General features: G+C 42.5%; 14 protein-coding genes. 7 read left to right on the top strand and 7 right to left on the bottom strand.

Annotated features, from left to right (window positions below; all coding sequences use genetic code 11):
* Positions 1-67: 67 nt before the first annotated feature.
* From ABXT42_RS09065 to ABXT42_RS09085, 5 genes are read left to right on the top strand one after another with little or no spacing between them, the layout of a single operon-like run.
* The gene (locus tag ABXT42_RS09065; RefSeq protein ID WP_443627826.1) at positions 68-532 is read left to right on the top strand and encodes a tripartite tricarboxylate transporter TctB family protein; all 465 of its coding nucleotides are present in this window, start codon (positions 68-70) and stop codon (positions 530-532) included.
* A gap of 22 nt (positions 533-554) precedes the next feature.
* The gene (locus tag ABXT42_RS09070) at positions 555-2,066 is read left to right on the top strand and encodes a tripartite tricarboxylate transporter permease (protein WP_443627827.1); all 1,512 of its coding nucleotides are present in this window, start codon (positions 555-557) and stop codon (positions 2,064-2,066) included.
* Between the two features lie 31 nt (positions 2,067-2,097).
* Positions 2,098-3,174 carry a sugar kinase gene (locus ABXT42_RS09075; protein ID WP_443627828.1) on the top strand — a complete coding sequence of 359 codons (1,077 nt, stop codon included), beginning with the start codon at positions 2,098-2,100 and terminating at the stop codon, positions 3,172-3,174.
* A gap of 53 nt (positions 3,175-3,227) precedes the next feature.
* Positions 3,228-4,118, top strand: coding sequence for an NAD(P)-dependent oxidoreductase (locus ABXT42_RS09080; protein WP_443627829.1), 891 nt, complete (start codon positions 3,228-3,230; stop codon positions 4,116-4,118).
* 42 nt (positions 4,119-4,160) lie between these two features.
* Positions 4,161-4,598: a hypothetical protein gene (locus tag ABXT42_RS09085; protein ID WP_443627830.1), complete on the top strand. Its 438-nt coding sequence runs from the start codon at positions 4,161-4,163 to the stop codon at positions 4,596-4,598.
* A 628-nt stretch (positions 4,599-5,226) separates the two neighbouring features.
* Here the strand turns inward: ABXT42_RS09085 and ABXT42_RS09090 are convergent.
* Together ABXT42_RS09090 and ABXT42_RS09095 are read right to left on the bottom strand one after the other, a co-directional pair.
* The gene (locus tag ABXT42_RS09090) at positions 5,227-5,373 is read right to left on the bottom strand and encodes a DUF2256 domain-containing protein (RefSeq protein ID WP_443627831.1); all 147 of its coding nucleotides are present in this window, start codon (positions 5,371-5,373) and stop codon (positions 5,227-5,229) included.
* A gap of 85 nt (positions 5,374-5,458) precedes the next feature.
* Positions 5,459-6,481: an SDR family oxidoreductase gene (locus ABXT42_RS09095; RefSeq protein ID WP_443627832.1), complete on the bottom strand. Its 1,023-nt coding sequence runs from the start codon at positions 6,479-6,481 to the stop codon at positions 5,459-5,461.
* 97 nt (positions 6,482-6,578) lie between these two features.
* On the opposite strand from ABXT42_RS09095, the gene ABXT42_RS09100 reads away from it, so the two are divergent.
* A complete protein-coding gene (locus ABXT42_RS09100; RefSeq protein ID WP_443627833.1) occupies positions 6,579-7,196 on the top strand; it encodes a TetR/AcrR family transcriptional regulator in 618 nt (205 codons plus the stop codon).
* A 202-nt stretch (positions 7,197-7,398) separates the two neighbouring features.
* Here ABXT42_RS09100 and ABXT42_RS09105 read toward each other — a convergent pair whose 3' ends face one another.
* On the bottom strand, positions 7,399-8,895 hold the full coding sequence (locus ABXT42_RS09105) for a hypothetical protein (RefSeq protein ID WP_443627834.1): 1,497 nt from the start codon (positions 8,893-8,895) through the stop codon (positions 7,399-7,401).
* A gap of 13 nt (positions 8,896-8,908) precedes the next feature.
* Positions 8,909-9,061 carry a hypothetical protein gene (locus tag ABXT42_RS09110; RefSeq protein WP_443627835.1) on the bottom strand — a complete coding sequence of 51 codons (153 nt, stop codon included), beginning with the start codon at positions 9,059-9,061 and terminating at the stop codon, positions 8,909-8,911.
* 850 nt (positions 9,062-9,911) lie between these two features.
* Here ABXT42_RS09110 and ABXT42_RS09115 point away from each other — a divergent pair.
* A complete protein-coding gene (locus tag ABXT42_RS09115; protein ID WP_443627836.1) occupies positions 9,912-10,727 on the top strand; it encodes a hypothetical protein in 816 nt (271 codons plus the stop codon).
* Here the strand turns inward: ABXT42_RS09115 and ABXT42_RS09120 are convergent.
* The 3 genes from ABXT42_RS09120 to ABXT42_RS09130 all read right to left on the bottom strand — a co-directional run bounded on the left by ABXT42_RS09120 (position 10,724) and on the right by ABXT42_RS09130 (position 12,927).
* Positions 10,724-11,314 carry a CIA30 family protein gene (locus ABXT42_RS09120; protein ID WP_443627837.1) on the bottom strand — a complete coding sequence of 197 codons (591 nt, stop codon included), beginning with the start codon at positions 11,312-11,314 and terminating at the stop codon, positions 10,724-10,726. The genes ABXT42_RS09115 and ABXT42_RS09120 overlap by 4 nt on opposite strands.
* 68 nt (positions 11,315-11,382) lie before the next feature.
* Complete coding sequence (locus ABXT42_RS09125; protein WP_443627838.1) at positions 11,383-11,538, bottom strand: DUF2256 domain-containing protein; 156 nt, start codon at positions 11,536-11,538, stop codon at positions 11,383-11,385.
* Between the two features lie 75 nt (positions 11,539-11,613).
* A complete protein-coding gene (locus ABXT42_RS09130; RefSeq protein WP_443627839.1) occupies positions 11,614-12,927 on the bottom strand; it encodes a DASH family cryptochrome in 1,314 nt (437 codons plus the stop codon).
* Positions 12,928-13,085 lie beyond the last annotated feature (158 nt).

Below are 13,085 nucleotides of genomic sequence, written 5' to 3' on the forward strand. Positions count from 1 at the left end.
TAAAACCTAATCCTTAAATGCCTGCCCATATATTGATGGGCAGGCGCTTTAGAAAAATGTATATATTATGGATAGCAAACGTATCGATATTGTCGTTGGCACCGTTCTTTGCATGTTGAGTGTCGCTGTATATGTGTATGCAGAACAATACACAGGTAGGGGTGTGAATAGCTACGGCCCTAATTTTTTCCCTCAAGCTTTATCCGTGTTGTTATTCCTAGCCTCAGCTGTACTGATTATTCGAGCGCTCACAGGACATGCCCTTAAAGGGTTAGAAAGGATCAATAAGCCAGGATTATTCAAAGCTACGGGAACATTAATTATTTCAGTAGTGTATCTACTCATGATGACGGTTGTAGGTTTTTTTGTCGCCACTGTTGGTTTTTTGTATATGGTTATGATGTTTATAGGACAAAAGGGGCAAACAGTTAGGATTCTTTCCAGTCTCATTGTGTCTGTTGTTATTTATTGCATATTTTACTTCTTCTTGAAAATACCACTCCCTGAAGGGATATTTCAAGGCGCCATTTAAGCTTGTCATTGAGGAACACCGAATGAGCGTTGTCTTTTTGTTTGATGCCTTTCAAACTATTTTTAGTGATCCCTATAGCCTCATGTTTATTTTGATTGGCGTTACAGCGGGTGTTGTAGTGGGCTGTTTGCCTGGTTTAACAGCAACTATGGGTTGTGCATTACTGGTTCCATTCACCTTCAGTCTTGACCCTGTGCAAGGGTTATTAATGTTAATGGGTATTTTTACTGGCGGGATATATGGCGGTTCAATTTCTGGCATCCTCATCAGAACCCCAGGTACGCCAGCTGCTGCGGCTACTTTAATTGATGGTTACCCTCTTGCGTTGAAAGGTGAAGCTGGAAAAGCTATAGGCATTGCAACCATTGCATCATTTGTAGGTGGTGTTATCGGCGCTCTAATCATGGCGTTTCTTGCGCCAGAGATTGCCCAGTTTGGCTTGCGTTTTGGCCCAGCCGAGTTTTTTGCCTTAGCGGTCTTTGGCCTCACCATGATCATTTCGATTTCTGGTGAATCACTTTTAAAAGGTGCAATTGCTGCATTGTTTGGTTTATTGCTCACAACCATAGGCTTTGATCCTTTATCGGGTGTTCCAAGATTTTCATTTGGCAATGAAAATCTACTAGGAGGCATTACCTTTATACCCGCTCTTATTGGTTTGTTTGGTTTTGCACAGGTGTTTCGCAACATCGAAAAGATGGAAATTACGCCTCATGTGAAATCAAAAGTTGGCAAAATTCTTCCAAGTTTCAAAGAGATAAAAAGCCTGTTCCCTACCATGCTAAAGTCTGGCGGTATGGGCACCTTTACAGGCAGTGTTCCAGGGTTAGGCGCTGATGTTGCAGCATTTGTTGCTTACGGTGAAGCAAAAAGAACTTCTAAGCATCCTGAACAATTTGGCAAAGGTGCCCTTGAGGGCGTGGCGGCTCCTGAAGCAGCTAATAACGGCGCCACTGGTGGTGCGATGATACCAATGCTCACCTTAGGCGTGCCAGGCGATGCGGTTACTGCTGTGCTGCTTGGCGCTCTAACGATTCATGGTTTTCAGCCTGGGCCACTCATGTTCCGGGATAATTTAGATATCGTTTATCCTATTTTTGCAGGTATGATTTTATGCCAATTTGTACTTTTGTTTGTTGGATTGTCAGGAGCGCGCCTGTTTGCAAAATTAATAAATATTGATAACAAAGTATTAACGCCGATCATATTTCTTTTATGCATTGTTGGTTCTTATTCAATGCGATTTAGTTTTTGGGATGTGGGTTTAGCATTAACCATTGGCGTGCTGGCATATTTTATGGAACGTGCTAAATTTCCAGTTTCACCCATCTTACTAGCTTTAATTCTGGGCCCTATGGCCGAGCAAAATATGCGACGAGCCTTGATGCTTTCCCATGATGACCCAAGCATATTTTTAACACGACCCCTTAGTGCTGCCTTTTTGATTTTGGCTGTATTTATGGCGGTAACCAGTTACAAAAAATTTAAAAAATTGCGTGAAATAGAACGGGATCTTACCAAATCCGGATCATAGTCAAGTCATCATTTTTGAGAAACAATAGATCATGTTAACAATAAAAGAAAAATCACAATGTCACTATGACATCCTGTCATTAGGTGAAGTGATGTTGCGGTTTGATCCGGGCGAAGAACGCATCCGAAGCACCCGCCATTTCAGGGTATGGGAAGGTGGTGGTGAGTATAATGTAGCACGCGGGTTGCGCCGTTGCTTTAGGCAGCGCGCTGCAGTGGTCACAGGCATTGCAAACAACGACATTGGTCTGTTGCTAGAAGATTTGATATTACAAGGAGGTGTAGATACCTCTTTGGTAAAATGGTTTGAATACGATGGTTTTGGGCAATCGGTACGTAATGGGTTGAATTTTACAGAGCGTGGCTATGGCATACGTGGTGCTGTAGGCTGTTCTGACAGAGGCCACAGCGCCACGTCAAAAATAAAACCCGGTAATATAGATTGGGACCATATTTTTGGCACACTAGGTGTTCGTTGGTTTCACACGGGCGGCATCTATGCAGCCCTTTCTGATGATTCTTACCATGTGGCCTTAGAGGCCATGAAAGCGGCTAAAAAATACGGCACCATCGTTTCCTACGATTTAAACTATAGGGCTTCATTATGGGCTAACCGTGGTGGGCTAAATAAATGCCAAGCTGTGAATAAAACGCTGGCTCCATTTGTGGATGTGATGATGGGGTTCCCTGGGTTGCTTGGTATAGAGATGGAAACTGAGGATCAAACCACGTTAGATACCAATGATTTTGAGGGGCTCATCACCAAGGCGACTCAACAATTTCCTAACCTAAAAGTTTTTTCCTCAACGGTTCGCCATGTTACCAGTGCTAGCCAAAATGACTGGTCGGCTATCTGTTGGGGCCACTCAAATTTTTATCGATCCGATGCAATTTCAAACCTTGATATTCTTGACCGTGTTGGTGGTGGGGATGGTTTTGCAGCGGGCCTGATTTATGGTTTGTTGGAAAAGGGCGACCTCCAAATGGCGGTTGAATATGGCAATGCACATGGGGCTTTGTCAATGACGACACCTGGAGACAACTCTATGGTCTCGCTTTCTGAAGTGGAAGGATTTATGTCTGATGGTGGTGGAAAAACTCAAAGATAGGGCAGCACAAGGGTCTAATAAATAATTAAAAATAATGTAACGGGTAGATGAATATGACAAACAAAAAACTTCCTAAGATAGGCTTTATTGGATTGGGCCTTATGGGTAGCAAGATGGTGGAATGCTTGCAAAATAATAGTTTCCAAGTGACTGTGCTGGGTCGTAAAAAAGATGTGGTGGCAGCCGTTCTTGAGCGTGGTAATGCAAGCCAAGCGACTACAGCGCGTGAATTGGCCCAAACCAGTGATATCGTAATGCTTTGTGTCACCACATCTGAGGTAGTAGAGAGCTTAGTTTATGGTGATGACGGCCTCCTGGCGGGGTTAAAAAAGGGCGCAGTTTTGATTGATTTTGGAACTTCGATTCCAGCGTCTACCCGAAAGATTGGTGCAGACCTTGCAACCAAAGGCATTGGCATGATTGACGCACCATTAGGGCGTTCACCAGCTCACGCTAAAGATGGTTTGCTTAATATTATGGCTGCTGGTGATAAAGACACATACGATGACGTGAAACCTGTTTTGGACGTTCTAGGTGAAAATGTATTCCACCTTGGCGCTCTTGGTGCGGGTCACACAACTAAATTGATCAATAACTTTATGGGTATGACTACAGCATGCGCTATGTCACAGGCATTTGCAGTAGCTAAGCTTGCAGGTATTGATGGGCAGCAACTGTTTGATATTATGTCGGCAGGCCCGTCTAATTCACCTTTCATGAAGTTCTGTAAGAACTATGCAGTGGATGGTGTAAGTGACCTTGGTTTTTCAATTGCCAATGCAAACAAAGACTTGGGTTATTTTGTTGAAATGGTAGATAACCTTGGAAGCCAGGCGATGATTGCTCAAAGCACTTCTGCAAACCTACAGGCGGCTCTTGACGCTGGCATGGGCGACAGCAATGTGCCTGAAATTTTTAACTACTTCTTAAATCTTAAAAAATAGCCAAAATAGCTCCCAATAACTTTACTAATCGAGAAACGAATAATGACTCATCAAGCCATAGCGCAACAGGCCATAGAATTAGTAAAGCCCTCTATTTATAAATTATTTGAACGGACAAACCGCAAAGAACTTCATATCGTCATCATGGATCCTAGGCTAAAACCTTGGGAATCAGATTTTACTTCTGCTATTTTATATGAAGAGTCTATTCGACATACAAAAATTTGGGAAAAACCATTTGATGAATTCGCCCGCAATAAAGCCAACCAAGCCTGGCGTGAAATGCAGGCAAATATAGTGCCCCAAGCAATACACCCATCTTCCCTTCGAGTAGATGATTTGCCATTTTATGGCTCTTTTGTTTATGGAAATATTGTCGTAGCCTGCAGCGGTGTGGAGCAGTGGTTTGATATGTTGGTCAGTGGCTGGATTGCAGTCGCTTTTGAGCAGCTTATGGTACATGAATTCCAAACACATTAAGTGGGTAGTTTTCTCGACCAAGTAAAGACCACAAACTGTCATCATTTTTCCGAATGTTTGATATTGATAATTATTAATATCAAACATCCATTAGCTAAGACCTATGCAAACCTCACTATGCTCTCTAAGAGCGTACTTTTCACATGAAAAAGTGTGGAACTGATGAACAGCTTTAGCTTTTGGTATAAGCCTTACACATTTTGTCTTCTTCTAGGAGAAGTCACAAATTGTTACTAGGGTTTGCTAAGGGCCGTTTGCAGTCCCTCATCCATAGAAAAACTCATCTAAATCCATATCCAATACTGAACAAATTTCAGTTAGGCTAAATAGCCAATAGGCATTACCGTGGTCTAAGGATTCCACAGTGAGGCTGCTGGCACTATTCTAGTCCTTGTTTGATTTCATGCGCGAACATTGAAAGTCTTTAGTTTGTGGCGGCCTGCAGCCCTTTCCAAAGGGTTTAGCCAAGTAAGACACTCGATACATTGCCTCTTGAGTGATCCCCTCCCTGTCGACAAAATGGAACGGGGGCTTAATGTGAGGCGCCTCACTAATTTATACCTCAACTATTAGTCACCTATACCAACTTAACTAAACACTAAAATCCGATTTACTAATCAGAACTATATTATCGCTTAGATTCAGTTTTACAGCGCTGTGAACAATAGCGAACATTGTCCCAGTCACGCGCCCACTTCTTGCGCCATGCAAAGGGCTTGTTGCATGTTTCACAAGTCTTTTGTGGCAGCTCACCTTTTTTTATCATTTTTGCCATCGTATTATCTTACAAAATATTGGTTGAGTTATGTTGGTTGATCAAACCACAGGTGTGCGAATCCTAAGCCTCAAGGAGAGTATGGCTAGCCATCTAAGTGCGTAATCGCCTTCACAGCAGCAGCACTATCTAGCACAGAGTCTTTAAGTGGTATTGGAGTCCAGTTGAACAAAGTTCGAGTTTGTGCGTTGTCAGCGTGTAGGTCCATACCTAGAAGCCCCAACATACCCTGTGCCTCTCGATCAAACAGCGACATAAAACGCAGTAAGAAATCTGGTGCCACGCGTGTACTAGGCCCCTTGTAGCCGTTTTCTTTTAAAATTTGAGCTACTTCTACAAAGCTACTACCCTTACTAGGCGAAGCAACAATTCGCTTGCCTACAACATCGGGGGTAATCATTGCTTGAACATGTAAGGTAGCCACATCACGCACATCTACTAATGGAAACACGAAGCTTGGCAACAGAGGCATTTTCCCACGTAGCATTTGATCCAACATGTCCATCGATTGTCCCGTAATGACATTGCCCAATGGAGGACCGAATACGCCCCCAGGATGCATACTAACCATTTCCATCTTATCTGCACCTGCCTGGCTTTCAATAAAGTCCCATGCTGCCTTTTCGGCCAAAGTTTTACTTTTAGCGTACGTGCTGATGTTAGCTGCATTAATATCGGTCCAATCTTTAGGGCCAAATATACCTGTTTTCATACTCCCCATCATTGCTAAAATAGAGCTGGTTAAGACCACTCGTTTTACCCCTGCTTTCTTTGCTGACCTTAACGCACGTAGTGTGCCCTCCACAGCTGGAATGATCATGTCATCCTCAGATTTTGGGTTGGCAATCACAAAGGGAGAGGCTACATGCATCACATAATCACAACCCTTTACTGCCTCATCCCAGCCATCATCATGAGTAAGGTTTAATTCAACAATACTAAACTGGCTTATATCTACATCAGCTGCAGCCAATGTTTCACGAACCTCTTTTTCCTTATTCTTACTACGCACAGAACCTCTTACGCAAAAGCCTGCATTTAAAAGTTGCCGAGCAATGTGCAGCCCAATGTAGCCAGACACTCCTGTTAAAAGTACAGTTTGTGACATACCAATTTCCTTTAGGATGGATTAATTACGTACCAACCGGTATATTAAGCATTGCTTCAACGCCTGTCAAATTAAAATACCAACCGGTACTAATAACATGAATTCTAATGAGTATAATAATTCAAATGCGCCAAGAGGCCGCCCTAGGACATTAAACCGAGATCATGTATTAGATGTAGCGATGCAGGCCTACTGGCATGACGGCGTTGATAATGTATCAGTAAATGAAATTTGTAAAAAAGCCAATGTCGCCAAACCTGGCCTTTACCGAGAATTCACTAATGAAGATGGCTTGATGAAAGCGGCGCTGCAAAGCTATCAAAAAAAGATATTGGCACCTCTATTTGAAGCGTTAAAAGCAGATGCACCGTTTAGGGAGACCCTTGGTTACATCGTCGCTTCCATCACTATGGAAAATCATGATGAGCAAGCACCTAAAGGGTGCCTTATGGCCAAAATGCGTCAGTCGCGCTCGTATATGGGCGCAGGCACACAAGCAGAAATAAGTCATATTCATGAACAGGTGTTAGATGCTCTGCACGATTGGGTTTTACGCTCAAAAACAAAAGGTGAATTCACTGCTGATCTACCCCCAAAATTAGCAGCAACCTACGTTGATGCGCAGATGCATTGCGCAATGTTGCAGTTGGCCCAAGGCGAGAAAAATAAAACAGTTAAAGAGGTGCTTACATTATCTTTTTCTGTACTGTTATAAGTTGGCCTGCATAGCTATAGAAGTTGGCAATAATACTGGCGTTAGAACCATCAAACCTATTTAACAAATCCTGAATAGCTGATATTTTTTGCTCAAACGACAATGACAAAAAGGTGCTATTAACTGTAAGACCTATGCGGTTAGGGTTAATGGTTTTTATGCATGCTCTGGATGATGTGCGTTACAGATTGAGCATTGAGTTCTAACGAAGAACTCGCCTACCAAACACCACAACCATGCCAAGAATACACCCTAAGATAAATGCTAAAACTGCCTTTAGCATCACCCTTTGGGATAAGTTACTAGACACATTTTCCTGAACACTCCCAACCAAATCAAACAACTCGCCCCTGTCGTCCAGGCTACTTAAATTTGACACTTGGATAATACCGAGCAAGGCCGAATGTATTTCTTCAAGTTCTGTGAATGATTGATTAATTAAATTAGAAATCTCCTCAACAGATATGCTTACTTCATCGTCGGTAGGCTTCTGAAAATCATAGAAGTTGATTTCGGTAATGACCACTTGAAGTTTGGTTGAAAGGTCTATTTTTTCTTGTAGCAGGCTTTTTCTATATGCTGGATCAGACATTTTAGAGCCTAATTCCATCAGCCGGTTAATAACGTCCTCACCATACTGAGGAGAATATACAGTCGTTCCAGAATTGCCTCCCCCTTGTGATTTAGCGCCCTCAGAGGGACTATACTGTTGCTGATTAAATTCAATCAACGCCTGCTCATACACATCAACCATTCGCTCAAGACTAGATCGTTCACGCTCTAACTTACCTAAGCGAGCCTCTCTAAATCCTTTATACCAAGATTCATTTTTAACACCTACGCCGTTCTTAACGACCAGTTCTTTAAGTATTGAAATCCTATATTTATTTTCCAAATCTAACTTATAACGCAAATCTGCAACTGCCATGCCCGACTCTGGGTCTGTAATAGATTGGTTATCTAGCGAGCCTGATAACCCAGCCACACTTTTAGATAATAGACTGTAAGTGTCACTTAATACATTGACTTGAATGAGTAATTCACCAGAGTTTATATGGGTATCGAGCGTGCTTATTGTAGGAGCAAACATGCTCAAAACACCACGATCTTCAATGGCATGCGTTGCCCATATTTTCGGAATACTGTGCAACAAATCACTTGGTTTTTTAAGGTTACCACCAAGCAAATCCTGGTCTATGGTTAGGATCACATTCTTTTTAGATTGGGCAATAATTTCGTTTGTGTACTCAGAAACCGCATCACTATATTCTTGATTGGTTAATCCTTTTTCTTTTGACAACAACCCAGTCACTACAGACTTTAGTTCGTCAGCACCATTGAAGTCAGGTGTCACATTGATCGCACTCACAAGGTCAGCATAATCGAAACTTGGGCTATCAATATTTCTATAAACCTCAGACAGGACTGACCCTGAGATTAGCTCCTGTGGTGAGAATTTTTCACCGTTTGGGAAAGTGCCATCTTCAACCCCTTGAAAGTTAAAATGAACTTGAATGCTCGCATAGTTGCTTTTATCTACAATAACCCCACCCAGTGAATAGACTAGAGTTAGAGATAAACAAATTAGACCAAATAACAAAATACGATATTTCGCCTTCCACAAGGGGATGAAAATATCTTTTAAGTCAATTTCATCATCAACATTTTGCCCAACTGGATTAGACGTTTCCTTGTTCATTTACATCTCCTTATCACTGAATACAGTGAGTTAACAACAATACTAAATAGGGTATATCCAACCAAAAACAAAGAGACTCTGTTCCAGTAAAGAAGGCTGGGGCAGACAAAAGTGAGCGTTCTCGCCAAGGCCAAGCGCGCTTGGTGCGTGCCGCGTGTTTGGACATAGTTCATCACGTGTCTCCTTAGAGTTTTCTGCACAATCACTTTGGGTTGTAGTCAATTCATTGAGACAGACGGTAATTCAAAGCCTTTGTAATACGAACAATCGTAGTTAAACCTGCACTTTTTAAGTCTCGCCCAATATGTCACTCTGCATAGGTGCTTTTTAAGACACCGCTTATAAGCACCGTTCTATCGCAAAAACAATAATATTATAATAATATTAATTAGACTAAATGGATTTATAAATATTATAACCAGATAAAAGAAACAGTTAATGATTAATAATCATAGTGATGGGTATAGGCATACAAGACAGAGCTTAATTTTTACCACTCCAGACCAAGAGGTAGTTTAGGTAATTTTGCGCTATATTAACTATTATTTATGACCTTAAAAAAGACACTATGATAAAAATCAGCATGCTTGCGCAGTGGTTCAACCATTTCGTTATCTCTATTATGCAGAATGTCTTGCTCGGTTTGGACGCGTTGCTTGATGATCTTGCCGCATCAGTATTTTTTATATCACCCATACAAGTGCGGTCTCTGCTAGCCAATAATGACCAAAATATTGTTCATTATTGGTTTATATCGCCCTTCATTTAATAGATGCAGTAGGCTTCCAGCGATGTGCCATGTCAATGTTAGTTTTGGAAAAAATAAAAACAGGCACCCCGGATGCTATATAGAAGGAAAAACTAAGGCTTATTAACTACCCAAAGGCTATTTCTTGTGTCTTAAGTGAGCGTCTTGAAAATTTGCGCATTCAACCCACTCGGTTACACTAGCCCTTGATCTGCTGTCTTTTTAAAATAGGACGTGGTTTTTTAAATCTTAATGGGTTGCTTTAAATATGCAATACAGCAGTTCATCACCAGAGCATTTTGCCGCCAAAGGTTGGAGCCGCAGTGGGCAGGATGAAAAGCTTTTAGCGTGGGTTGAAAGTGTGCGTGACCTGTCGCAAACCATGTATAAAAGCCCTACTAATGCGCATTGGTGGCGCCATGGTAAAACCTGGTTTGTAGGAGTGAATGTGTTACCTAATGATATTTTCGGCAAGGTGCCACAGGGCTTGGCTTTGGGGCACAATATTCAGCGCTGGCTAAGGCAATGTTTGCAGCTACAAAACACGCACCGGTTTGCTTTTGAACAAGGGCAACTTTCAGTCATTGGCCCTTCTTACCCACAGCAAGATAAAAACGAAACACGCCTTGTGCATAATTTTAGGCGGCTGCGTGATGCTGCGCATGTAGATGGTTTATTGCCCGTAGGCATAAATCGCAGGCGCATGCCGCAAGAGTTTCACCAGTTTATATTAGGCATCCCTTTGCAGCTTACGCCGCGCCATGCAGGCACTACAGTGGTTTGGGAAGGGTCACACACTATCATACAAGAAGCCCTCACCAAGGCTTTAAAGGGAATTGCACCGCACCAATGGCCTCATACAGATGTGACAGAAATCTATCAGCAAGCCAGGCAACAGGTTTTAGCTTGTTGTAAGCGGGTGGAAATACACACCCCACCGGGTGAAGCCTATCTCATACATCGTTTAGCAGTGCATGGTGTAGCGCCATGGCATGCGTGCCCAGAGGATGAAGGCAAGCATAGACCGGTGGTGTTTTTTAGGCCAGAGTACACACACCCCAAAGAGTGGCTCACCAAATTTTAATAATAAAAGGTAATATTAGAAACCGATACATCGGCCTCAAAGTCACGCCCATAGCCCACAATTGCAAACCGAGTAATGTCTTGCGCCAATAACTTAGAGCCATTGGAGCGGCTGCGTTTAAAGTCTTTAAAAGGCAGATCAATTATCTGCCAATCTTTAGAGGCGATAAAAGTAGCATAATAATAGTCTGAGTATGACCGAGTGTCTTTGGTGCGGATAAACACATGATAAACCTCACCATTGCCCCTAGCAGTTAACTTTGCACCCGATATACTTTGGCCTTGTGTTTGGGTGTTTGCAAATGAAATGCCTGCGCGCAGCTGGATAAAGCCACCGTTGTTTTGGGTGCTAACCTGTCCCGTAAGCCTAATAAAATCAACCTCGTTTTCGCGCCCCAAAGTCACTTTTCCATTAGACACCCCGCCCATGGTTCTATCACTGATATATTGCCAATAGTCACTACTTTGTGGACTGAATGGAAAATGTAAATCTTGAGGTTTGGCATGGGCGTAGGTGGTAAAAATAAACACCAATGCAATCACCATAGTGCGTATCTTGCTCATGGTGGCGGACCTATTTTTAATCATATAATACTCCCAAACCAGCATACTAGTTTACTTGCGCTTGCATAACCGCGCGTCAATTTCAGATAACTCTACAGCTGAGTAGTTTTAGCTTCAGATTTGCAACGCTTTGAGCAATAGCGAATAGAGTCCCAAGTCCGTGCCCACTTTTTTCGCCACGCATATGGTTTTTTGCATGCTTCACAAATCTTTTGCGGCAAATCACCTTTTTTTACCATTTTCGCCATCTTATTCCTTTTTATCTTCGGTTTTACTTACATAGCTTTTATTCGACGTTGAAGGAAAAAATCATAAACCGCAGATCATCGACTAATAGGCCAATCTGCAGCATCTACCGAATCTAAGTGGGTGTCAAATTGATGGCCTGCCCACTGCTTAATAAACACTTGGTGAGGGTCGTAAGTGAGGGTTTGTTTGTTTAAATCAAATCGACGGTGGCCTCTAGGGTCTGCACCCACACCTGCAAGGTATTGCCAATTGCCCCAATTAGAGGCAACGTCATAATCAACCAAATGCTCTTCCATATAAGCTGCACCATAACGCCAATCTAGCCCTAGCTCGTGCACAAAACAACTTGCCACCAACTGACGTCCTCGATTACTCATGTATCCAGTGCTGTTTAGCTGCTTCATGCATGCATTGACGATAGGATAGGGCGTATTGCCACTGCACCACTTTTGGAAACGCTCGGCGTAAAAGCTAGTTTTGGGCTTAACCGTTTTAATACCACTGACGCGGAACAATTTTTTGCCATGGCAATGCCCATACCACTGATAGTATTCACGCCATAATAGCTCAAAATATATCCAATACGTTGAGTCGTTGGCACCTTGTTCTTGCTCATAAAGCTTTAAGCAGTGTATTACCTGGCGTGCTGATAGGTTGCCATTGGCAAGCCATGGCGAAAACTTAGTGGAATAGTCCATACCATCTAAACCATTTCTTGTAAGCTTATAGTCACTGGCTAAACGGGTGCTAAAGTAACCCTCCAAATGAGCCAAGGCCTGCTCTTCACCTCCTTCAAAAAGAGGTGCTTGCACCAGACTGTAGGGTAGGTTTTTCCAAGTAGAGGCACTCACAGGCGATGGAGGCAATTGCTTTGGCGCAGCCAAGGGGAGATTGATCGACAGCGATTCAACATGTTTTCTAAATTTTGAAAAACCATCTGGTATCTTTTCAACGGCAAATGGAAGCTGAGCTCTGTGAAATAAGGTGTGCGTGTCAAGGCGATGAAACCCAATAAATGGGTATCGCTTCGCAAGTGTTTGCCAGTTTTTTTGCTCATAATACCCAGGGCTTACACTAGAATAAATATGGTCTATGTTATGCACTGTGATCAGCTGAGGGATTACTTCAAGCGCAGATTTTGTTGTGACCACAAGGTGCTGGCCTAATTTTTTTAGACTAGTTTGAAGGTCGCTAAGCGCTTGAGCCAAAAATACCTGCCGGTGCGGTGATAGTGAACTAGGCGCCTGTAAAGTTGCGCTGGATTGGGTCGTTTGAACACAATAAACACAGATTAATTGATCAACCTGCGCAGCTGCCAGCGTGAGTGCTTCATTATCATGAAGTCGTAAATCGTTGTTAAATAAAAAGAGGCCAGTTTTATGGGGCATCAATAGTTACCTGTGATTAGATTGTTCGCCTAGCAACACAGTTTAATACGCCCTCCACCAAAATGCCTGTGTCTGACAAAAGTTGACAACTTTTTACAATCTGCGGATGGACAACCAGGGCAGACATTGAGAGCATAGCTACAGTAAATTAAAACAGG

This window comes from Candidatus Njordibacter sp. Uisw_002 (genome assembly GCF_047730155.1).
Taxonomy (GTDB): domain Bacteria; phylum Pseudomonadota; class Gammaproteobacteria; order Pseudomonadales; family Balneatricaceae; genus Njordibacter.

Excerpts from the sequence above, each read along its gene's own strand:
- ABXT42_RS09065 (WP_443627826.1), top strand. The coding sequence starts at position 68 with ATGGATAGCAAACGTATCGATATTGTCGTTGGCACCGTTCTTTGCATG.
- ABXT42_RS09070 (WP_443627827.1), top strand. The coding sequence starts at position 555 with ATGAGCGTTGTCTTTTTGTTTGATGCCTTTCAAACTATTTTTAGTGAT.
- ABXT42_RS09075 (WP_443627828.1), top strand. The coding sequence starts at position 2,098 with ATGTTAACAATAAAAGAAAAATCACAATGTCACTATGACATCCTGTCA.
- ABXT42_RS09080 (WP_443627829.1), top strand. The coding sequence starts at position 3,228 with ATGACAAACAAAAAACTTCCTAAGATAGGCTTTATTGGATTGGGCCTT.
- ABXT42_RS09085 (WP_443627830.1), top strand. The coding sequence starts at position 4,161 with ATGACTCATCAAGCCATAGCGCAACAGGCCATAGAATTAGTAAAGCCC.
- ABXT42_RS09090 (WP_443627831.1), bottom strand. The coding sequence starts at position 5,373 with ATGGCAAAAATGATAAAAAAAGGTGAGCTGCCACAAAAGACTTGTGAA.
- ABXT42_RS09095 (WP_443627832.1), bottom strand. The coding sequence starts at position 6,481 with ATGTCACAAACTGTACTTTTAACAGGAGTGTCTGGCTACATTGGGCTG.
- ABXT42_RS09100 (WP_443627833.1), top strand. The coding sequence starts at position 6,579 with ATGAATTCTAATGAGTATAATAATTCAAATGCGCCAAGAGGCCGCCCT.
- ABXT42_RS09105 (WP_443627834.1), bottom strand. The coding sequence starts at position 8,895 with ATGAACAAGGAAACGTCTAATCCAGTTGGGCAAAATGTTGATGATGAA.
- ABXT42_RS09110 (WP_443627835.1), bottom strand. The coding sequence starts at position 9,061 with ATGTCCAAACACGCGGCACGCACCAAGCGCGCTTGGCCTTGGCGAGAA.
- ABXT42_RS09115 (WP_443627836.1), top strand. The coding sequence starts at position 9,912 with ATGCAATACAGCAGTTCATCACCAGAGCATTTTGCCGCCAAAGGTTGG.
- ABXT42_RS09120 (WP_443627837.1), bottom strand. The coding sequence starts at position 11,314 with ATGATTAAAAATAGGTCCGCCACCATGAGCAAGATACGCACTATGGTG.
- ABXT42_RS09125 (WP_443627838.1), bottom strand. The coding sequence starts at position 11,538 with ATGGCGAAAATGGTAAAAAAAGGTGATTTGCCGCAAAAGATTTGTGAA.
- ABXT42_RS09130 (WP_443627839.1), bottom strand. The coding sequence starts at position 12,927 with ATGCCCCATAAAACTGGCCTCTTTTTATTTAACAACGATTTACGACTT.